The sequence below is a fragment of the Roseitalea sp. MMSF_3546 genome, assembly GCF_030732865.1.
In the GTDB taxonomy this organism is placed as follows: Bacteria; Pseudomonadota; Alphaproteobacteria; order Rhizobiales; family Rhizobiaceae; genus Roseitalea.
Map to the genome: position 1 here is coordinate 21,100 of NZ_JASHKB010000025.1, position 20,615 is coordinate 41,714.

Here is a 20,615-nt window from a genome sequence, read left to right on the forward strand (position 1 = left end):
CCCTCAGCCGATCGACACGTCCCGCCCGGCCGAGCGGATCGAAACCGAAAAGCCGGCCATCAGGTCGACCGCGGCCATTACCGTCATCAGGAAGAACACCGAGGTCGCCGCCGCCGGGACGACGAGAAATTCCACCAGGAACGCCACGAACACCAGCGTCGACAGCAGATGGTCGACGACAGAGGCATTCGAGGTGCGCGTCGACTTGATGATCTCCACGAACAGGAAGAACAGCGCCACCAGCAGCATCACATCGCCCAGCGTCATGATCCACACGCCCGTCGAGATCAGCGAGAAGGTCGCCACCTCGCCGACCCAGGGATTGCCGCTCGCCGAGGTCAGGGCGATCGCATTGTAGGCGATGAAGGGGATGATCATCAGCGGGATATGCGCCAGCATGGCTGTGTCTCCGGCGGTCCGAAACCATCAATCGGGCCATCGGGCAGCCCGGCGGTAAGCGTGTATCCTCGCTCCGGGGCGGGCGCAAGGCACGCGCGTCCGGCATGTCGGCCGATGTCAGCGGCTACCCGCCGCTTCGCGCTGGCCATCGGGCATGGACCGGACGGCGACCTGCGCCGAGGGCGTGGCGATTACGGCCGCATCGGCCGCCAATGTCAGCTCGTCGGCGCCGCGCAGCGCCGTGCGCAGCAGCAGATCGTGCACCGAGGCCGTCGCCAGCCGCAGTGCCTCCGGATCGCGATACCCCGCCAGCCGGCGCGCAAGAAACAGCGCCGCCGTCAGATCGCCCGTGCCGTTGGGCACGGTGTCGATCGCCGCATGGCTGGCCTCGATCACGCCGGACCTTGCGACCAGCAGATTGCTCATGTGACCGGCCGCCTCGGCATGGGCGCTGGTGACCAGCACCTGCGTCGGCCCGAGCGCCCGGGCGGCGTCGACGATCTGCGCGTTGGTTGCGATCGCGCGGCCGGTTAGCCAGGCCAGTTCGAACCGGTTGGGCGTGGCGATGTCGGCGATCGGGACCAGCCGGTCACCGATGGCGCGGGCCACCGCTTCGGGAACATAGAGCCCGTTTTCGTCGCCGATCACCGGGTCGCAGACGAAAAGGAGGGCCGGGTTGGCCGCGCGCAAGGTCTGGACCGCCTCGGCGACGATCTCCGCCTGCCGCGCCGAGCCCAGATAGCCCGAAAGCACCGCGCCGATCTCGCCTGCGAACGGCCCGCCCGTCAGGTCGGCCATGAACCGCCCGAACACCGCATCGTCATGGACGATGCGCGTCGCCGCGCCATGGCCCGGATGCCAGGGCAGCAGCACGGTCGGCACGGCGATAACCGGAAAGCCCAGCGTTTCGAGCGCGAAGACCGCCGCGCGATTGCCCACCGCGCCGCGCGCCACATGGCTCGAGATCACCGCGACCGCGCCTGTTCCACCTGCGATCTCCGCGGTCATCCGAGCAGATACCCAATGAGCCAGATCGCCAGCGCCACGAACGCGACAACCGACAGCGCACGCCCGACCCGCTTGCCCCACAATTCTGCCTTGTCCTCGGGGTCGGCATCGGCACCGGCCATGTGCTCGCGCGCCCGCCCCGCCGCGCGCACCAGCGAGGACTGGCCGACCACTTCCGAATCGCGGTGCACGCGCTCGAGCGCCTTGCGCGCCTCGCGCTCGCGTTCGTCCTGCTTGTCGGTGCCATCGGGCTTTGCCATCGGCATACATCCACACGCCTTTTTGTGCTGCAAACCGCAATGGCTTTGCTATGGTCCCGATTTAGTCGCCCCAGGGGTGCAGACACAACAAAAAATGCGGACGGGATGGGGCAATGGTCCAGAAACTGAGCGCGGCGGCAAAGCGCGCCTTGTCGGAAATCACCGACGCGCTTGACGAGCAGTCACACACCCTCGCCGAGCGGCTCGTCGCCGACGCCCATGCCGAGGACCTGTCGAACATCGCGCCCGACCTTCTGGCCCGCGCCATCGCACAGACCGCCCGAACGCTGGCGCGGCACAGGCCCGGCAAGTCGCTGGTCGAGGTCGCGGCCGATCCGGAAGCCACACCCGTCAGCATGATCTCGGTCATCAACGACAACATGCCGTTCCTGTTCGATTCGGTGCTCGGCGAGATCAACGACAAGGCGCCGCGGGTGGAGTTCGTCGTCCATCCGGTGCTCGACATCCAGCACGATCACGACACCTTCGAGATCATCGACACGTCCCGCCCGGGCATGGCGCGCCAGAAGACCAACCGGGTCAGCGTCATCTGCGCGATCGTCGATGGCCTCGACGAACAGGGCAACGAACGGCTCGCCGACGCGATCGGGTCGACGCTCGGCCAGGTGGCCGCGGCCGTCCGCGACTGGCCGGCCATGCTGGCGCGGCTGGACGAGGTCGTCACCGAACTGCGGTCGGGCGTGCTGCCGGCGCGCAAGTCCGATGTCCGCGAGGCGATCGCCTTCCTGCAATGGCTGCACGACGACAACTTCACTTTTCTGGGCATCCGCGAATACGATTATGTCGGGGGCGAAAAGCGCGGCAAGCTGCAGCGCGCCGAGCGGCCGGCGCTGGGCATATTGAGCGATCCGGAGGTGCGCATCCTGCGCCGCGGCGGCGAACCGGTGACGACGACACCTCAGATCCGCGCCTTCCTGAACAGCCGCGACGTTCTCATCGTCACCAAGGCGAACCTGAAATCGGTCGTCCACCGCCGCACCTACATGGATTACATCGGCATCAAGCGCTACGACGAAAAGGGCAAGCTTTCGGGCGAACTGCGGCTTGTCGGGCTGTTCACCTCGACCGCCTATACCCGCTCGGTGCAGCGCATCCCCTATATCCGATCCAAGATCGACGCCGTTCTCAAGCGCTCGCACCACGAGCCCGACAGCCACTCCGGCAAGGCGCTGCTCAATGTGCTCGAGTCCTATCCGCGCGACGAACTGTTCCAGATCGACGTGCCCATGCTCACGCGCAACGCGGAGGCGATCGTCGCGCTCGCGGACCGCCCGCGCGTGCGCGTCCTGAGCCGGATCGACGCCTTCGACCGCTTCGTCTCCGTCATCGTCTTCGTGCCGCGCGACAAGTATTCCTCGCGCATCCGCGAGGATATCAGCGCCTATCTGGCCGATGCCTATGACGGCCATGTCTCGGCATGGTATCCGTCCTTCCCCGAGGGCACGCTGGCGCGCGTACACGTCATCATCGGCCGCAGCGGCGGCAAGACGCCCACCCCCGGCCAGGCCGCGCTCGAGCGCGACATCGCCGCCATCACCAGGACCTGGCAGGACAACCTGCTCGACGCGCTGGTCGAGGCCGGCTCGCCCGCCGACGGGGCGATGTTCGCCTTTCCCGAAAGCTATCGCGACACCGTCTCGCCCGAGCAGGCCGTCGAGGATCTGCGCTTCATCGACGCCATCACACCGCAAAGCCCGATCGGTGTCGACTTCCGGTCCGACGAGACCCAGGCCGATCATCGCGCCCGATTGCGCATCTTCCATGCCGACGAGCCGGTCGCTCTTTCCGAGCGTGTGCCGGTGCTGGAGAATATGGGCTTTCGGGTCATTTCCGAACTGACCTACCGCATCGGCTGCGACGCCACCGGCGAGGACCGTCCGCACTGCATCTGGCTGCACGACATGCGCATAGAAAGCGCCGACGGCACGGTTCTGCCGCGCGATGACGGCGCGTTGTTCGAGGACGGTTTCTGCGAGACCTGGGCCGGCCGGATCGACAATGACGGCTATAACGGGCTGATGCTCGCCGCCGGCATGGACGCGCGCAAGGCCACGGTCCTGCGCGCCTATGGCCGTTATCTCAAGCAGGCCGGCATCGCCTACAGCCAGCACTACATGGCCGACACGCTGCGCCGCCACCCCGATTTCACGCGGCAATTGTTCGAGCTGTTCGACACTCGCTTCAACCCGCTGCGCCATGCCGACCCCGACGAGGACACCGCCGTCACCGAAAAGCACATACTGGCGGGCATCCGCGATGCGCTGGCCGACGTGCCCGGCATCGACGACGACACCATCCTGCGCCGCTTCTGCAACGCGATCACCGCGACCCTGCGCACCAGCTATTTCAATCCCGGCGAGGACGGCGGGCCACGCGCCACGCTGGCCTTCAAGCTCGATCCCGGCCGCCTGGACGGCCTGCCCGCACCGCGCCCGTTCCGCGAGATCTTCGTCTTCGGGCCGCAGGTCGAGGGCGTGCATCTGCGCTTCGGGCCGGTCGCGCGCGGCGGCCTGCGCTGGTCCGACCGCATCGAGGACTACCGCACCGAGGTGCTCGGCCTGGTCAAGGCGCAGCAGGTCAAGAACGCGGTCATCGTGCCCGTCGGCGCCAAGGGCGGCTTCCTGCCCAGACGGCTGCCGACCGAAGGCGGCCGCGAGGCGGTGTTCGAGGCCGGCCGCCAGGCCTATACGACCTTCGTCTCCGCGCTCCTGTCGCTGACCGACAATCTCGACGGCGAAGCGGTCATCCCGCCGCCGCACACCGTGCGCCATGACGGTGACGACCCCTATCTCGTGGTCGCCGCCGACAAGGGCACGGCGAGCTTTTCGGACACCGCCAACGCGATCTCGCAGGCGCACGGTTTCTGGCTCGACGACGCCTTCGCCTCCGGCGGCTCGGCCGGCTACGACCACAAGAAGATGGGCATCACCGCGCGCGGGGCCTGGGAGGCGGTCAAGCGCCATTTCCGCGAGATGGACAAGGATATTCAGTCCGAACCCTTCACCGTGGCCGGCGTCGGCGACATGTCGGGCGATGTCTTCGGCAATGGCATGCTGCTGTCCGAAAAGATCCGGCTGATCGCCGCCTTCGACCATCGCGACATCTTCATCGACCCCGATCCGGACCCCCGGACCGGCTTTGCCGAGCGCAAACGCCTGTTCGAGATGGGTCGGTCGAGCTGGCAGGATTACGACACATCGAAGCTTTCGCGCGGCGGCGGCATCTTTCCGCGCAGCCAGAAGCTGATCACGCTGTCCACGGCCGCCGCCGAGGCGATCGGCCTTGGCAAGGTGAAGGCTTCGCCCTTCGAGATCATGCAGGCGATTCTGAAGGCCGATGTCGAACTGATGTGGTTCGGCGGCATCGGCACCTATGTGCGCGCCACCGGCGAGCGCGACGCCGATGTCGGCGACCGGGCCAATGACGCCATCCGCATCACCGCGCCCGAACTGCGCGCCAGCGTCGTCGGCGAAGGCGCCAATCTTGGCATGACCCAGCGCGCGCGCATCGAGTACGGCCTTGCCGGCGGCCGCTGCAACTCCGACGCCATCGACAATTCGGCCGGCGTCAACTCCTCCGATCTCGAGGTCAACATCAAGATCGCGCTCAGCCAGTCGCTCAAGGACGGCGACCTGCAGCGCAAGGCGCGCGACAAGCTGCTGAGCGCGATGACACAAAGCGTCGCCGATCTGGTTCTGCGCAACAATTACGAGCAGACGCTGACCATCACCCGCGCGCACCGCACCAAGACCGCCAATCTGGCGCTGCAGGCGCGGCTGATGGAACAGCTCGAGGAGCGCGGCGCGCTCGACCGCGCCGTCGAACTGCTGCCCGACGAGGAAGCGCTGGCCGACCGGCGCAAGGCCGGCATCGGGCTCGCCCGTGCCGAGATCGGCGTGCTGTTGTCCTATGCCAAGATCGTGCTGTTCGACGATCTGGTGCGCTCGCCCCTGCCGGACGACCCCTATTTGGAGAAGGACCTGTTGGGGTATTTTCCGCCGCGCATGCGCGATGATTTCGCCGACAACATTCGCGGCCATCGCCTGCGGCGCGAGATCATCGCCACGGTGCTGGCCAACCAGATCGTCAATCGCGGCGGCCCGTCGGTGATCAGCCGGTTCGAGGATGCGACCGGCAAGCTGCCCTCGGGCATCGTGCGCGCCCATGTCGTCACGCGCGATGCCTTCGACCTCGAAACGATCCATGCCGCCATCGACGCACTCGACGCCACGATCCCGGGCATGCGCCAGATGGACCTTTACGAGGACCTCGCCGACGCCCAGCGCGCCGCCATCGGCCAGTTTCTCAAATGCGGCGACATGGCCGCGCCGATCGGCGAAGCGGTCGAGCGGCTGGCCTCGGCGCGTGCCGAGCTCGAGCCGGAACTGCTCGAACTGGCCCCCGAATACCTGGCCAACTGGGTGCGCGAGCGCCACGAGGGCTTCGCGGGCGAGGGGCTGGCCGACGGCGCCGCCTGGCGGCTCGCCATGCTGCCCATCATCGCGATGACACCCGACATCATCGCCGCCGCCCAGGCCACCAACCGGCATATCGTGCCCACCGCGCGCGGCTATTTCGATGTCACGAAGAGCTTCCGCATCGGTCGGCTCGAGCATCTGGCGCACAAGCTGTCGGCCGATGACTATTTCGACGGCCTGGCCCAGCAGCGCGCGCTCGACACCATCCACGCCGCCCGGCTCGCCATCACGACCTCGGCACTGTCGGTCAACGGGGCCGACCCGTCCGAGGCGGTGGAGGCCTGGGTCGACGCCAACAAGGTGCGCATCGCCCGCGTCCAGGATCGGATCGCCGATCTGACCGACCATGGCGAGCTGACCGTCTCGCGGCTGACCGTCGCCGCCGGCCTGCTCGGCGACCTGGTCGCATGAGCGGCGCGACCGGAACCGGGGCCGCCATGCCATGAGCGCATTGAGCGAGGCACCCGGTCACGACGCGCAGCCGGCGGCGGACCGCAGGGCCATACGCAGCTGGATGCTGTTCGACTGGGCGGCGCAGCCCTTTCACACGCTGATCATCACCTTCATCTTCGCGCCCTATTTCGCCGCCTACGTCGCACCCGATCCGGTGCAGGGCCAGGCCGACTGGGCCATGGCCTCGACCATCGGCGGCCTGCTGATCGCCTTCATGGCACCCATTGTCGGCGCGCTTTCCGACGCCACCGGTCCGCGCAAGCCCTGGATCTTCGGATTTTCGGTCGTCGCGGTGATCGGCTCCTTGTCGCTGTGGTTCGCTGCGCCCGAGCCCACATCCTTCAACATCGCCCTCGCCCTGGTCGGCTTCGTCGTGGCGCTGATCGGCTTCGAGTTCGCCGCCATCTTCAACAACGCCATGATGCCCGGCCTGGTCGGCCGCGACAGGCTGGGCAGCCTTTCGGGCAATGCCTGGGCGCTGGGCTATGCCGGCGGGCTCGTTTCGCTGGTCCTGGTGATGGGCTTCATGGCCGCCGACCCGCAAAGCGGCCGGACGTTCTTCGGTCTCGAACCGATTCTCGGCCTCGACCCGCAGCGCCTTGAGGGCGAGCGGGCCGCCGGCCCGCTGACGGCGCTGTGGTACATCGTCTTCGTCATCCCGCTGTTTGCGTTCACGCCCGACGCGCCGCGCCGGACCGGCGTTGCCAACGCCGTACGCAAGGGCCTGGCCCAACTGGTCGAAACCATTCGCGGGCTGCCCTCCCACCGCAGCCTGCTGGCGTTTCTCGCCTCGTCCATGTTCTACCGCGACGCGCTCAATGGCGTTTACGCCTTTGGCGGCATCTATGTCATCGGCGTGATGGGCTGGACGACGATCCAGATCGGCATTTTCGGCATATTGGCCAGCGTCATCGCCATTGCCGGCTCGATCCTGGCCGGCTGTTTCGATGTCAGGATCGGCACCAAGAAGGTGGTCGCGATCGCGATCGTCCTGCTGATCGCGACGGCACTGGGTTTCGTCTCCATCGCGCCGGGCGAAGTGTTCTTCGTGAAGGTGGACGCCGACTCGCCCTTGCCAGACGTCGCCATATACGGCCTGGTATCGGTGATGGGCGCAGCGGGCGGGGCGTTGCAGGCTGCCTCGCGCCCGCTCCTGGTCGATCAGGTCGACCATCCCGAGCGCATGGGCGAAGCCTTCGGCCTTTATGCCCTGTCCGGTCGCGCCACCGCGTTCCTGGCGCCCTTTGGGATCTGGCTGTTCACCGAGCTTTCCGGCAGCCAGCGCATCGGCATCACGCCGGTGATCGGCCTGTTCGTCATCGGCCTTGTGCTGCTGATCCCGGTACGCTCGCGCACCTGAATTCAGTGCCGGAAATGCCGCGTGCCGGTGAACACCATGGCGATGCCGTGCTCGTTGGCGGCCGCGATCACCTCGTCGTCGCGCATCGATCCGCCCGGCTGGATGACCGCCCTCGCCCCGGCCTCGACCGCCGTCAGGAGCCCGTCGGCGAAGGGAAAGAACGCGTCCGACGCGACAACCGAACCGTGCGTTCCCGGCGCGTCGAGCCCCAGCACCCGGGCCGCCTCGCGCGCCTTGCGCGCTGCGATCCGGCTTGAATCGACGCGGCTCATCTGCCCGGCGCCGATGCCCACCGTGGCCAGATCGCGCGCATAGACGATGGCGTTCGACTTCACGTGCTTCGCGACCGCGAAGGCAAAGCGCAGATCGGCGAGTTCGCGTGCATCGGGCTGCCGCGCGGTCACGCAGCGCAGCTCCATGTCCCCGACCACCGCATTGTCGCGCCCCTGCTTGAGATAGGCGCCGGCCACCGGCTTGACGGTGAAACCGGCGGCGCGCGGATCGGCGAGAGCGCCGGCATCAAGCAAACGGATGTTGGGCTTTTTCGCGAACGCCGCGCGGGCCGGCTCGCTGACCTGCGGCGCGATCACCACTTCGGTGAAGATTTCGAGCACGGCATGCGCGGTCTGTTCGTCGAGCGGCCGGTTGAACGCGACGATCCCGCCGAACGCCGACGTCCGGTCGCAGTCGAACGCCGCCCGATAGGCATCGACCAGCGTGTCGGCCTGGGCGACACCGCATGGATTGGCATGCTTGATGATCGCCGCTGCCGGCCGGTCGGCGCCGAACTCGCTGACCAGTTCGAAGGCGGCATCGGTATCGGCGAGATTGTTGTAGGACAGCACCTTGCCCTGCAGCACGCTGGCGAGCGCGGCGCCGGGCCGGGTCTCGCCGGTCAGATAGAGCGCCGCCTCCTGATGCGGGTTCTCGCCATATCTGAGGGCCATGGCGCGCCGGCCGCCCAGCGCGTCGTGGCGGCCCAGCGGCGGGTCCTCGGCCAGCCCGTCCAATGCATCGGCCACCATCGCGTCATAGCTCGCCGTGCGCTTGAAGGCGCGGGCGGCGAGGCGCTTGCGCGTGGCCAGCCGCGTCGCCCCGTCATTGGCCGCCAGTTCCGCGCGCACGTCGTCATAGTCCGCCGGATCGGTGACGATCGCCACCGAGGCATGGTTCTTGGCCGCCGCGCGCACCATGGCCGGTCCGCCGATGTCGATGTTCTCGATCAGCGTCGCCGGATCCGCCTGGGCTGCGACCGCCGCTTCGAACGGATAGAGGTTGACGACGACCAGCTCGAACGGCGCGATGCCGTGCGCGGCCATCGCCGCTTCATGGTCGGGATCGTTGCGCACGCCCAGCAGCCCGCCATGCACCCCAGGATGCAGCGTCTTCACGCGCCCGTCCATGATCTCTGCAAACCCCGTCACCTCGGCGATATCGGTTACGGCAAGGCCGGCATCGGCGAGCGCCCGGCGCGTGCCGCCGGTCGACACGAGCGCGATGCCATGTCCGGCCAGCGCCTTGGCGAACTCGACGAGCCCGGTCTTGTCGGAAACCGAGATCAGCGCCCGCCTGACGGGAACGCGGTCGTCGGGAGCGATGGTCTTGGCGGCGACGGCCATGGGCATGAGTCCTTAATGTTCGGTGAGCGCGGCATCCGCATATCACAGCGGGCCGTGCCTCGCCGAGACCGCCAGGCCCCGCACCGCCGCTGGCCACAGCAATTTACGGTGCGGCACTACTGCGCGATGCGCTCGAAGCGCCAGCTGATCCGGTCGAGGTCGGGAAAGCCCATATTGACCACGATCTGCGATGTGGGAACCGGCCCGGCGACGGCGGCGAGATAAAGGCTCTCCTCGACCGCAAAGGACGTGCCGTTGACCCGGAACAGCCATTTTTCGGAACTGTCGGTCGACAGGATGATGCCGCGATTGTCCTCGGCCGCCTCGACGTCGACGGACGGATGCAGATGGAAACGCACCTGCGCGGCCGCCGCCGGCGGTGTCAGCGCGCCCATCGGCTCGAGCCGGTCATAGCCGTCCACGCGCCCGCCATCGGGGCTCATCACGATGCCGCGCTCATGCACCAGACCGAAGGCGGGCACGTAGCCGTCGTGTCGCGCCTGAAACCCGCTCATGCCATTGCTCGTCCATTCGGCGACATCGATGAAGCCCGGCCCGGCGATGCAGCGCAGGCTCTGACGCTGGCTGCCGCCGCCAAAGCGCTTGAACCGCGCCGAGGACTGGTTGCCGATGGACAGCGTGGAGTGGGCCGCCGTCGCCCGCGCGATGGCGTCGTAATCGTCGCGTCCGAGCCGGTCCGTGCCCAGATTGACCACGATCCGGCTGCGCGAAGAGGAGAACTCGAAGGCCAGCGCGCTGGCGTGGCACCCGGCCCCATCAATCCCGCGCGGCACCGTGCCGATATCGGCGATGACGACGCTGCCGCCCGAATCGAGCCGGTAAAAGCCGCTCTGCACGGCCTGCGCGCCGCTTCGCCCGGCGGTCCGGTCAAGCCGCAGCACCCGCGCCAGTAGGTCCATCTTCGAAAAGCCGGCGCCGTGGAAATGCGCCAGATGCCCGTCGACATGGCGCATGGCGCGCAGGCGCGGAAACATGCGGTCGATGGCGCGCATCAGTTCGGGCGGCACCGGCCTGGAGGCGGCGACATAGCACTGCGCCAGCGGCATCAGATCGACCAGCAATTCGGGCAGATGCGCCGGATTGCGGCTGACATGGGCGCCGTCGGCGAGGATCTGCCGCTTCAGTTGAGCTTCGAGCTGGCTCGCCGCGCGCTGCTGGCGTCCTTCCGGCGTCGGCAGGGCGAGCGATGCCAGCGCCAGCGCCGCCGTCGCCTGCAGATGCTCGACGCTTTCGGGATGGCCGCGCAGCGTGGCGTTGAGATAGCGCACCTGACGCGCCAGCATGCCCATGAAGCGGCGATAGAAGCCGTGCTCGCTGTTCTGCAGGAAGAAGCCGGCATGCTGCAGCCAGGCGGTCAGGCGGCTTGCCACCACGCCGACCTCATAGGGCGGTTCGCGCAGCCGCTTGCCGTGCAGGCCGACCCAGTCGTCGATCAGCGCCCGCGCCTGGGCGGCGGACAGGTCGCTGCCCGCCTCCGAAAGGTGCCGCAGCCAGCGAAACGAGTGCAGTTCGGCCATCCAGTCATGGGAGGGAGGCTCGACGGCAAAGGGCGACTCGCCTGTCGTCTCCACGGTGCGCCCGGCAAAGGTGAAGCGGCCCTGATAGAAGTCGCGCGCCAGCAGCGGGTCGGATGGGCGCAGGCAGGGCGGCGACAGCACGATGCGCGCGGGCACCGGACCGACCAGCCGCCAGTTGGAGACCGGCCCGGACCGCAGGCGGTGGCGCACCTGGTCCCAGAAGAAGCCGACGCCGGCTCCCCGGTAGCGAGGTCGTGTGTTGCCGCGCGTGATGGCCACGTCAGCCTATCCTGCCCTGATTCCACTTCGAAAGGGCACGATAGCCCCATCGATTCGCAATGCCAAACCGCAATTCATCCTTTTAAGTCAGATATTTCGCACCATGCGCGCCGCAAAGAAGCCGTCAAGGCCGCACAGCGCCGGATCGACCGATTCGGCGCGCGCGGAAAGCCGTTCGGCGGGCAGGTCGGCGGGTGTGGTGCGCAGGAACCCTTCATCGGTCGCCCATGTGTCCGGGCCGCCGATCGCGGCCGGATCGATCGGTACGAGAGAAAATTCCCGGTTCCCGGCGACAAAGCCGCTTGCGACGTCTTCGCCCTCGCGCGGATCGAGCGAGCAATTGGAGAAGACGAGCATGCCGCCCGGCGCGACGAACTCGGCCGCCCTGTCGAGCATGCGCGCCTGCAGCCCGGCGAGCTTGACGATATCGGCGTCGGACTTGGTCCACGGCACGTCCGGATGTCGCCGCACCGTGCCGGTCGACGAGCAGGGCGCGTCCAGCAGCACCAGGTCGAACGGCGCGTCGGGCGCATAGTCGAACAGGTTCGCCGTTTCGCATGTGGCCTCAAGACCGACGCGCTCCAGATTGGCGGCGAGGCGCTTGAGCCGGTTCGTCGAAATATCGAGTGCGGTGACATGCGCGCCGCGCGCGGCAAGTTGTGCCGTCTTGCCGCCGGGCGCGGCACACAAGTCGAGCGCGCGCCCGCCCTCGATCTGGCCGAACAGGCGCACCGGCAGCGCGGCGGCCGCATCCTGCACCCAGAACGCACCTTCGGCAAAGCCCGGCAGGCCGGCGATGTCGGCCTTCTGCCGCAGCCGCAGCGACCCGGTCGGCAGGACGAGCGCATCGAGTCGCTGCGCCCAGTACGCCAGGTTCCGAGCGCTTTCATCGGCCAGCGTCAGGTCGATCGGCGCTTCCAGCCGGTGGCAGGCCTCGATCGCGAGCGCCGCCTGGCGGCCGTAGACGGCCTCGAGCCGGGCGGCGAACCAGGCCGGCGCGCGCGCCGGCTCGCGCGCGATCTCGGCCAGCAGGCCCTCGCGCTCGCTGGCCGCGCGCCGGGCCAGCGCGTTGACCAAAGGGGAAAAACGCCGGCTGCGCGGATCGGCGCGCGCCGCATCGACGGCAAGATCGGCCGCGCTGTGGGACGGCACGTCCAGAAACAGGATCTGCGCGAAGGCGACATGCAGGATCGCGCGCAGCCCTTTCGCCGCCTCGGGCAGCGGCCGGTCGGTGAAACGCGCAACGATCCGATCGATGTCGCCGCGATGGCGCAGCGCCGCCATCAGGATCGCGCGCACCAGCGAACGGTCGCGCGCATCGAGCGCAAGGTAGTGCGGATGGCCATGCGCGTCGTCGGTCAGCGCGTCCATCGGCGTGCATGCGTCGACGATCGCGCTCAGCAGGCGATGCGCGGCCAGTCGCGCCGGCAGGCCCGGCTTGTCCATGCTCGCCGGCTCGGCATGACCCTTACGCGCACGTCTTTGCCGACCTGCCGTCAACCCCAGGGTCCGCCCTGGCCGCCCTCGTCGGATCGGCCCCAGCGCCTGCCGGTCGCCGGCACGCTTGCGCCGCGGCGTTCGCGCACAGGCGCTGCTGACGAGGCCGCGGGGCCGGAAATGTCGCCCATCGCCATCAGCGCGTCGATCCGGTTCTGCGTGTCCGGATGGGTCGAGAACAGGCTGTCGGCGCGCTGGCCGTTGAGCGGATTGATGATGAACATGTGCGCGGTCGCCGGATTGCGCTCGGCCGGCTCGTTGACGGTTCGGCCGGCGGCCTTGGCGATCTTGGCGAGCGCGCTCGCCAGCCAGTCCGGTCGCCCGCAGATTTCCGCGCCGCGCCGGTCGGCCGAGTATTCGCGCGTGCGGCTGATCGCCATCTGCACGATCATGGCGGCAAAGGGCGCAACGATGATCGCCACCAGCACACCGATCAGGCCGAGCGGATTGTTGTTGCGGCCCGAGCCGAAGAAGAAGGCGAAATTGCCAAGGATCGAGATCGCCCCGGCGAGCGTCGCCGTGATCGTCATGATCAGCGTGTCGCGATTTTGGACATGGGCCAGTTCATGCGCCATCACGCCCGCGACTTCCTCCGGCGTCAGCCGGTCGAGCAGCCCGGTCGTCGCCGCAACGGCCGCGTTGTCCGGGTTGCGGCCGGTGGCGAACGCATTCGGCTGATCCTGCTTGATGATATAGACCTTCGGCATGGGCAGGCCGGCATTGGCCGCCAGATCGCGAACCATCGAATAGTATTCGGGCGCGGTCTTTTCGTCGACCTCGACGGCGCCATGCATGCGCAGCACCATCTTGTCGGCATTCCAGTAGGAAAAGGCGTTCATCGCCAGCGCGATGACGAAGGCGATCATCAGCCCGCCCGTGCCGCCGATCAGATAGCCGATGCCCATGAACAACGCCGTCATGAAGGCGATCAGCATGGCGGTCTTGACCATGTTCATAAAGGCTTACTCCCGCATGATGATGGACCAGGCTGGACGCCATGCGCGTCCGGCGCCATATAGATGGCTGTATTGTTGGCCCATTTCAACGCAAACCGACGCCGAGCGGAGGTCCCATGTCCGAGACGAGCCGAAACGATGCACAGGCCGCCGCGACGCCGGTCGCCCCCGCACGGCGCTTGGAGGATCTGCCGCCGGCCGCCCGGCGCGCGCTCGACGAGGCCGAGGCGCGACGTGCCCGGATCGAACGGCACGAGGCCGAAGCGCAACGCGAGATCGGCGGCCGCGGCGGCAAGGACCCGGCGCGCTATGGCGACTGGGAGATCAAGGGCCGCGCCATCGACTTCTGACCGGGCCGGGGCCGCCGCCAACCCGTTAGCGAACCCGTCCCGTTCCGGGACCGACCCTGTCCGGCATCGGCACAATTGCCGCACACGATCGGCAAAGGTTGCCACGCCCTGACCGCGTGCTGGCCGATTGCCGTGTCCCCATTAACCGCCCGGTAACCCTGCCCGGCATCCGACATCTTTGTTTTCAATGACTTGGCGCAGCCCGAAGGCGGCCGAGCCCGGCCCCGTGGCCGGCCGGCAGGCGCCCTGCATCGCCTGGCGCAGCAAGGGAGACAAGCATGCGTCATTCGATCGTGAAAACCCTGGCGGGCCAGGCCCGCGCCTTTGCCGCCGACCGGCGCGGCAATTTCGCCATGATGTTCGGCCTGACCGGCATCGTGCTGATGACCGCCACGGGCATGGCGGTCGACGCCGCCCGCCTGTTTACGGCGCAGGCGCGGCTCAACATGGCCGTCGACGCGGCCGTCCTTTCGACCACGCGCGACATCACCAATGGCAAGTACACCGACGACGAAGCCAGGCAACGGGTTCGCGATTTCGTCTTCGCCAACATCGACCAGCGGGATTTCTTCGGCTCCGAAGTCACGATCGACCGGATCGCCATCGACAAGGGTGCCAAGACCTTGGCGGTGCAGGCTTGGGTCGACCTGCCCATGACGCTGTCCAGGATCGTCGGGATTGACGAGCGCAGGGTCTCGACCGGGGCCAAGGCGCAGTTCTCGAACACCAGGATCGAGGTCGCCATGGCGCTCGACGTCACCGGGTCGATGCAATGGAACATCGCCGGTACGGGCGTCAGACGCATCGATGCGCTGAAATCGGCGGCCAGGCTCGGCGTGGAGGAACTGCTCAAGGCCAATGCGGCCGTCGAGCGCGTGCGCATCGGGCTTGTACCCTATGCCCGCAGCGTCGACGCATCGCCCGTCATCGACGCCATCGAGACCGACGGCCCCTCCAATGGCTGCGTCTTCGAGCGGACCGGGCCGCGGGCGCACACCGACGACTTCGCCACCTTTGCCCGGCCCGTGGGCGGGATCACCAAGGCGGGCGACTGTCCCACGGCGCCGATCCTGCCCCTGACGGCGGACAAGACGACGCTGGACGACCACATCGACGGTTTCGCGCCCAGGGGCTGGACGGCCGGGCACATCGCCATCGCCTGGACGCAATACATGCTGTCCTCGCTGTGGAACCCGGCCTGGCCGGCCGGATCGGACGTCGCGGCCGACAGCGACGAGGAAACCCGCAAGGTCGCCATCATCATGACCGACGGCGAGTTCAACACCTATGATTCGAGCCGCTTCTGGCCGGACAGCGCCCAGGCGATCGCGCTGTCGCGGGCCAATGCGCTGGGCAACTGCGCCAACATGAAGGATCGCGGCATCGCGGTCTACACCATCGCCTTCACCGCCCCCTCGGCCGATGGCGAAACGCCGCCGGCCGCCGTGCAGATGATGCGCGATTGCGCCACGCCAGAAGGCACCCAGGTCACCGGCAGCTGCACCGCGCCCAACGCCGAGGATCGGCGGTATTTCTTCAACGCGACCAGCGAGGACGAACTCGAGGACGCCTTCCGGTCGATCGCCAGGGACATCACCTGCCTGCGGCTGGTGAGCTGACCGGTCCGGCGCCAGCCCGGCCTGGCCGGCACCCCTTGCACAGAAGAAAGGGCCGCCCCGCAAAGGGCGGCCCCCGCAATTCATGACACCGGTCGGCCGTCAGGCCCCTGCCGCCCCTGTGATGGTCGCCTCAACCGCCGCTGGCCGCTCGCATGCGGCTGCGGCCGGCGACCGGCGGCACGCCGGCTGCACGGAACACTCGGGCCGTCAGAGGCTGCTCCAACGGACGATGACCCGCAAAGACCGAACCGGAACCATTGAACCACTCGACATCGGATCACCTCCTTTCGCTTCGTTGAACACCCCGCCAGCCTGACCGGTTTTTCGGCCCCTGCCAACCCCTCATCTTTTCGGTCCCCGTGCGCGTCATCGCGCTGGCGCCCATCCCCGCGGCCGGCTATGGGTCTTCGCCCGCTCAAGGAGTGACCGCCATAGCCGCATCCGCAACCATCCGGCGCCGAGCCCTCAAGCGTCGGCTCGCCCGCGTTCGCCAGGGGCGCGCCGGCCTTGGCGGTCTGTTCATCTTCTCGGCCGCCGAGACAACGGTCCTTCCGGTGCCGGTCGAGATCGTTCTGGTGCCAATGATGCAGCTTGCGCGCCGCCAGGTCTGGCGCATGGCTGCGAGCGTCACGATGGGGGCCGTGGCCGGAGCGGTGGCGGGCTACCTCTTCGCGCTTTTCTTCATGCAGGCGGCCGGCGACCCGATGGTCGCCCGGCTCGGCTGGCAGGCCGAAAAGGCGCAGTTCGCGGCGATGTTCGAGCGCCACGGCTTTCTGGCCATCGTCCTGGTCGGCATGCTTCCGCCGGTACCGTTCCAGCTCGCCATGCTTTCGGCCGGTGCGACGGGCTACCCGTTCGCGCTGTTCGTGCTCGCCACGGTGATCGGACGCGGTGCGCGATACTTTGCGATCGCCGCGCTGATCTTCCTGTTCGGCGACGCCGCCGCGGCCCTGTGGCGCCGCCACCGCCTGCTTGCCGTCGCGCTGGGTACGCTTGCGGCCGGCCTCGTCATGACCGTCTGGGCCGTCGGCGGTTCGCCGCACTGAACCGCAAGTCGCCGGCGCCGGCGCGAAAGCAGGAACGCCGGCATGCTGGCGGAACGATCTTCCCTCCGCCCCGTTGCCCAAGCTCAAAGGCTTCAATGAAGGCCCCCGCACGCAGGCTCCGGCCGGCGCCTGCGCCTTTGTGCTTGATCAATATATAGGAAAGACTTGGAGAATACTCATGAACAGACTTACCATTGGAATGCTGATGGCGGCAACGGCCATCGTGCCGCCGGCGATCGCCCAGGATGACAACGATCTCGCCGACGAATGCATGGAGCTCGTCGAATTTGTCGAGACCGAGGACACCGGCGAGACCGGCATCACGCTCGAACGTGCACACCAGGTGGCCGAGCAGAACGATCCGCAGCTGTGCACCGATGCCTATCGCGTGGCGACCGGCGAGATCTCGCGCGATGAACTCCGGTCCAATTACGACGCCGAGGCCACCGCGCGCCTGGCTGTCATCATCCCCGAACCCGAAGTGACGGTCGACCAGCAGGCGCCCGAGGTCGAGGTGCAGCAGCAGCGGCCGGAAGTGACCGTTCAGCCGGGTCGGCCGGTCGTCACCGTCAATCAGGCCCAGCCGAACGTGTCGGTGGAACTGGCCGCACCGCGCATAACCATCGACATTCCCAAGCCGGAAATCGTCGTCGAGATGCCCGATCCGACCGTCGACGTCGCCATGCGCCAGCCGCGGGTCCGCGTCACCCAGCCCGAACCGACCGTCGAGGTCGAGCAGGGTGAGGTTCGCCTCGATGTGGGCGAGACGCAGAGCGCCGACGATGACGAGCAGGCGCAGGTGCAGATCGAGCAGGACCAGGCGATGGTCGAGCTCGAGGCCGCCGAACAGGCCGAAGTGTCCATCCAGGACGTTCAGCCGGATGTGCGCTACAACGCCTCTGAACCGCAGATCAATGTCGAGCAGATGGGTGAGCCCGAAATCACCTTCAACCAGTCGGGCGAAGCCAACGTCCAGTTCCGCCAGATGACGCGCGACGAGACCATCGCGGCGGCCGAGGGCCGGATGGCCGGCGGTGACGCCGAAGACGAGATCGACAACACCGAGGCGGCGGCCCAGGCCGAGTCCGAAATGCAGGACATGGCCGACACCCAGGCCGACGAGACGACGATGGCCGACCAGACCGAAACGGCCATGACGACGGACCAGTCGGAAACGGCCATGACCGACGCGTCGGAGGGCGAGACGGGCATGTCCACGATCGAACCCGATCAGGATCGGCTGGCCCAGGGCGATGACGCCAATTCGGAGCTGATCAGCGTCGAACGCATCATGCAGATGCAGGTCGTCGGCGCGGACGGCGAGACGATCGGCGATATCGAGCAGGCCGTGATCCGCGACGGTGAGCTCTTCGTCATCGTCGGCGATGGCGGCTTTCTGGGTCTTGGCGAACGTCAGGTCGCACTGCCGATGAGCGACATGGTGCTTCGCGACGACCAGCTTGTCATGGCCTCGACCACCGAGGAACAGGTCGAGCGCATGAACGAGGTCAACATGGACGAGTTCCAGGTCGTCGAGGGCGACGCCGAGCAGCGCGTCGCTACCGAATAAGCGCCAGGCAAGCGCCGTTCAAGGCCCGGGTGGGAGACCACCCGGGCCTTGTCGTGTCGCCACTTGGCGTCAAGCCGCCTTGTTCTGCCGATTGGCGATCAGATCGTCGACGACCGTCGGGTCGGCCAGCGTCGAGGTGTCGCCCAGCGAACCGTACTCGTCCTCGGCGATCTTGCGCAGGATTCGCCGCATGATCTTGCCCGAGCGCGTCTTGGGCAGGCCCGGCGCGAACTGGATCTTGTCGGGCGAGGCGATCGGGCCGATCTCGCGGCGGACATGGTTGACCAGCTCCTTGCGCAGCTTGTCGTCGCCCTCATAGCCGGCAATCAGCGTGACGTAGCAGTAAATGCCCTGGCCCTTGATGTCGTGCGGATAGCCGACCACGGCCGCCTCGGCCACCGCGTCATGGCTGACAAGCGCCGATTCGACTTCGGCCGTCCCCATGCGATGGCCGGAGACGTTGATGACGTCGTCGACGCGGCCGGTGATCCAGTAATAGCCGTCCTCGTCGCGCTTGCAGCCGTCGCCGGTGAAATACTTGCCCTTGTAGCTGGAGAAATAGGTCTGGATGAACCGGTCATGGTCGCCATAGACCGTGCGCATCTGGCCCGGCCATGAATCGGTGATGCACAGATTGCCCTCGGCGACCGTCTCGGTCAGCACCTGCCCCTCATTGTCGACCAGTTCGGGCTTGATGCCGAAGAAGGGTCGCGTCGCGGACCCCGGCTTGAGCTTGGTGGCGCCGGGCAGCGGCGTGATCATGATGCCGCCGGTCTCGGTCTGCCACCAGGTGTCGACGATCGGGCATTTGCCCTCCCCGACCACGTTGTAATACCATTCCCAGGCTTCCGGATTGATCGGCTCGCCGACCGAGCCGAGCAGGCGCAACGACTTGCGCGAGGTCCGGTTGACATAGGTGACGCCCGCCCCCATCAGCGCGCGGATCGCGGTCGGCGCGGTGTAGAATATCGTCACCTCGTGCTTGTCGACCACCTCCCAGAAGCGCGAGGCGTCCGGAAAGGACGGCACGCCCTCGAACATCAGCGTCGTCGCGCCGTTGGCGAGCGGGCCGTAGACGATGTAGGAATGGCCCGTCACCCAGCCGACATCGGCCGTGCACCAGTAGATGTCGCCCTCCTTGCAGTCGAAGACATATTGATGGGTCATCGAGGCGTAGACGAGATAGCCGGCCGTGGTGTGCAGCACGCCCTTGGGCTTGCCGGTCGAGCCTGACGTATAGAGGATGAACAGCGGATCCTCGGCCTTCATGCGCGCCGGCGGGCAGTCGGGCTTTTCGTTGCGCACCGCGTCGTGATACCAGACATCGCGCTCCGAATACCAGTCGATCTGCCCGGCCGTGCGCTGGACGACCAGCACCGTATCCACGCTGACCCCCTCGCGCTCGGCCTCCTCGATGGCCAGATCGACATTCTTCTTCAGCGGTATTTTCCTGCCGCCGCGCAGGCCCTCGTCGGCGGTGATGACGAAATGGCTCTTGCAGTCGACGATCCGGTCGGCCAGCGCATCGGGAGAGAACCCGCCGAAGACGATGGAGTGGACGGCACCGATGCGCGCGCAGGCCAGCATCGCATAGGCCGCCTCGGGGATCATCGGCAGGTAGATCGTGACGCGGTCGCCCTTCTTGACGCCGCGCGCCTTCAGCGCATTGGCCAGCCGGCAGACCCGGTTGTGCAGTTCGCGATAGGTGATCTTCTTGTCGTCATAGGGATTGTCGCCCTCCCAGATGATGGCGACCTGATCGCCGCGCCGCTCCAGGTGCCGGTCGATGCAGTTATAGGCAACGTTGGTGACGCCGTCCTCGTACCACTTGATCGAGACCTTGCCGGTGAACCGGGTGTTCTTGACCTTGGTGTAGGGCTTGAACCAGTCGATCCGCTGGCCGTGCTTCATCCAGAAGCCCTCGGGGTCGTCGACCGACTGCTTGTACCAGGTCTTGTAGCTCGCCTCGTCGATCAGCGCGTTCTTCTTGACCGCGGCCGGCACGGGATACACGTCACCCGACATCGATTGTCCTCCACTTTTTCGTTGTCTCGCCGGCAAACAGGCATCGCTTGGCGTGCCGGCCGACATGTCGTGCACGGTGTAGCGCGAAGCCCGGCGCTCCGTAAATAAGACAATGGGCAACCGGCCAAAGTCGCACA

Annotated in this window: 14 protein-coding genes; 6 read left to right on the forward strand and 8 right to left on the reverse strand. The window is 67.4% G+C overall.

Translation table 11 applies throughout. The features are described from left to right. Nucleotides 1–3: 3 nt before the first annotated feature. The 3 genes from RBB34_RS16365 to RBB34_RS16375 form a co-directional block, all read right to left on the reverse strand. Entirely contained in the window at nucleotides 4–399 is a 396-nt protein-coding gene (locus tag RBB34_RS16365; RefSeq protein WP_306120314.1) for a hypothetical protein, read from the reverse strand. A gap of 117 nt (nucleotides 400–516) precedes the next feature. Then, nucleotides 517–1,407, reverse strand: coding sequence for a pyridoxal kinase PdxY (gene pdxY / locus RBB34_RS16370; protein ID WP_306120315.1), 891 nt, complete (start codon nucleotides 1,405–1,407; stop codon nucleotides 517–519). Further along, nucleotides 1,404–1,667, reverse strand: coding sequence for a hypothetical protein (locus tag RBB34_RS16375; protein ID WP_306120316.1), 264 nt, complete (start codon nucleotides 1,665–1,667; stop codon nucleotides 1,404–1,406). Before RBB34_RS16375 ends, pdxY begins: the two co-directional genes overlap by 4 nt. Before the next feature lie 113 nt (nucleotides 1,668–1,780). On the opposite strand from RBB34_RS16375, the gene RBB34_RS16380 reads away from it, so the two are divergent. Next, nucleotides 1,781–6,577, forward strand: coding sequence for an NAD-glutamate dehydrogenase (locus tag RBB34_RS16380; protein ID WP_306120317.1), 4,797 nt, complete (start codon nucleotides 1,781–1,783; stop codon nucleotides 6,575–6,577). 31 nt (nucleotides 6,578–6,608) lie between these two features. Next, entirely contained in the window at nucleotides 6,609–7,979 is a 1,371-nt protein-coding gene (locus RBB34_RS16385) for an MFS transporter (protein WP_306120318.1), read from the forward strand. Between the two features lie 2 nt (nucleotides 7,980–7,981). Here RBB34_RS16385 and purH read toward each other — a convergent pair whose 3' ends face one another. From purH to htpX, 4 genes are all read right to left on the reverse strand, one after another. Continuing rightward, nucleotides 7,982–9,598, reverse strand: a complete 1,617-nt coding sequence (gene purH, locus RBB34_RS16390; protein ID WP_306120319.1) for a bifunctional phosphoribosylaminoimidazolecarboxamide formyltransferase/IMP cyclohydrolase — start codon at nucleotides 9,596–9,598, stop codon at nucleotides 7,982–7,984. A gap of 116 nt (nucleotides 9,599–9,714) precedes the next feature. Further along, the gene (locus RBB34_RS16395) at nucleotides 9,715–11,415 is read right to left on the reverse strand and encodes a heparinase II/III family protein (RefSeq protein ID WP_306120320.1); all 1,701 of its coding nucleotides are present in this window, start codon (nucleotides 11,413–11,415) and stop codon (nucleotides 9,715–9,717) included. 87 nt (nucleotides 11,416–11,502) lie between these two features. Beyond that, nucleotides 11,503–12,861 carry an RsmB/NOP family class I SAM-dependent RNA methyltransferase gene (locus tag RBB34_RS16400; RefSeq protein WP_306120321.1) on the reverse strand — a complete coding sequence of 453 codons (1,359 nt, stop codon included), beginning with the start codon at nucleotides 12,859–12,861 and terminating at the stop codon, nucleotides 11,503–11,505. Nucleotides 12,862–12,911: 50 nt separating this feature from the next. Continuing rightward, nucleotides 12,912–13,868, reverse strand: a complete 957-nt coding sequence (gene htpX, locus RBB34_RS16405; RefSeq protein WP_306120322.1) for a zinc metalloprotease HtpX — start codon at nucleotides 13,866–13,868, stop codon at nucleotides 12,912–12,914. Nucleotides 13,869–13,984: 116 nt separating this feature from the next. On the opposite strand from htpX, the gene RBB34_RS16410 reads away from it, so the two are divergent. The 4 genes from RBB34_RS16410 to RBB34_RS16425 all read left to right on the forward strand — a co-directional run bounded on the left by RBB34_RS16410 (nucleotide 13,985) and on the right by RBB34_RS16425 (nucleotide 18,453). Continuing rightward, on the forward strand, nucleotides 13,985–14,218 hold the full coding sequence (locus RBB34_RS16410) for a DUF1674 domain-containing protein (protein ID WP_306120323.1): 234 nt from the start codon (nucleotides 13,985–13,987) through the stop codon (nucleotides 14,216–14,218). A 278-nt stretch (nucleotides 14,219–14,496) separates the two neighbouring features. Then, entirely contained in the window at nucleotides 14,497–15,837 is a 1,341-nt protein-coding gene (locus tag RBB34_RS16415) for a TadE/TadG family type IV pilus assembly protein (RefSeq protein ID WP_306120324.1), read from the forward strand. Between the two features lie 422 nt (nucleotides 15,838–16,259). Continuing rightward, nucleotides 16,260–16,883 (forward strand): VTT domain-containing protein, encoded by a 624-nt coding sequence (locus tag RBB34_RS16420; RefSeq protein ID WP_306120325.1) that lies wholly within the window; start codon nucleotides 16,260–16,262, stop codon nucleotides 16,881–16,883. A 178-nt stretch (nucleotides 16,884–17,061) separates the two neighbouring features. Next, nucleotides 17,062–18,453 (forward strand): PRC-barrel domain-containing protein, encoded by a 1,392-nt coding sequence (locus RBB34_RS16425; RefSeq protein WP_306120326.1) that lies wholly within the window; start codon nucleotides 17,062–17,064, stop codon nucleotides 18,451–18,453. A gap of 69 nt (nucleotides 18,454–18,522) precedes the next feature. On the opposite strand, the gene acs is transcribed toward RBB34_RS16425, so the two are convergent. Beyond that, complete coding sequence (acs, locus tag RBB34_RS16430; RefSeq protein ID WP_306120327.1) at nucleotides 18,523–20,478, reverse strand: acetate--CoA ligase; 1,956 nt, start codon at nucleotides 20,476–20,478, stop codon at nucleotides 18,523–18,525. Between the last annotated feature and the right edge of the window lie 137 nt (nucleotides 20,479–20,615).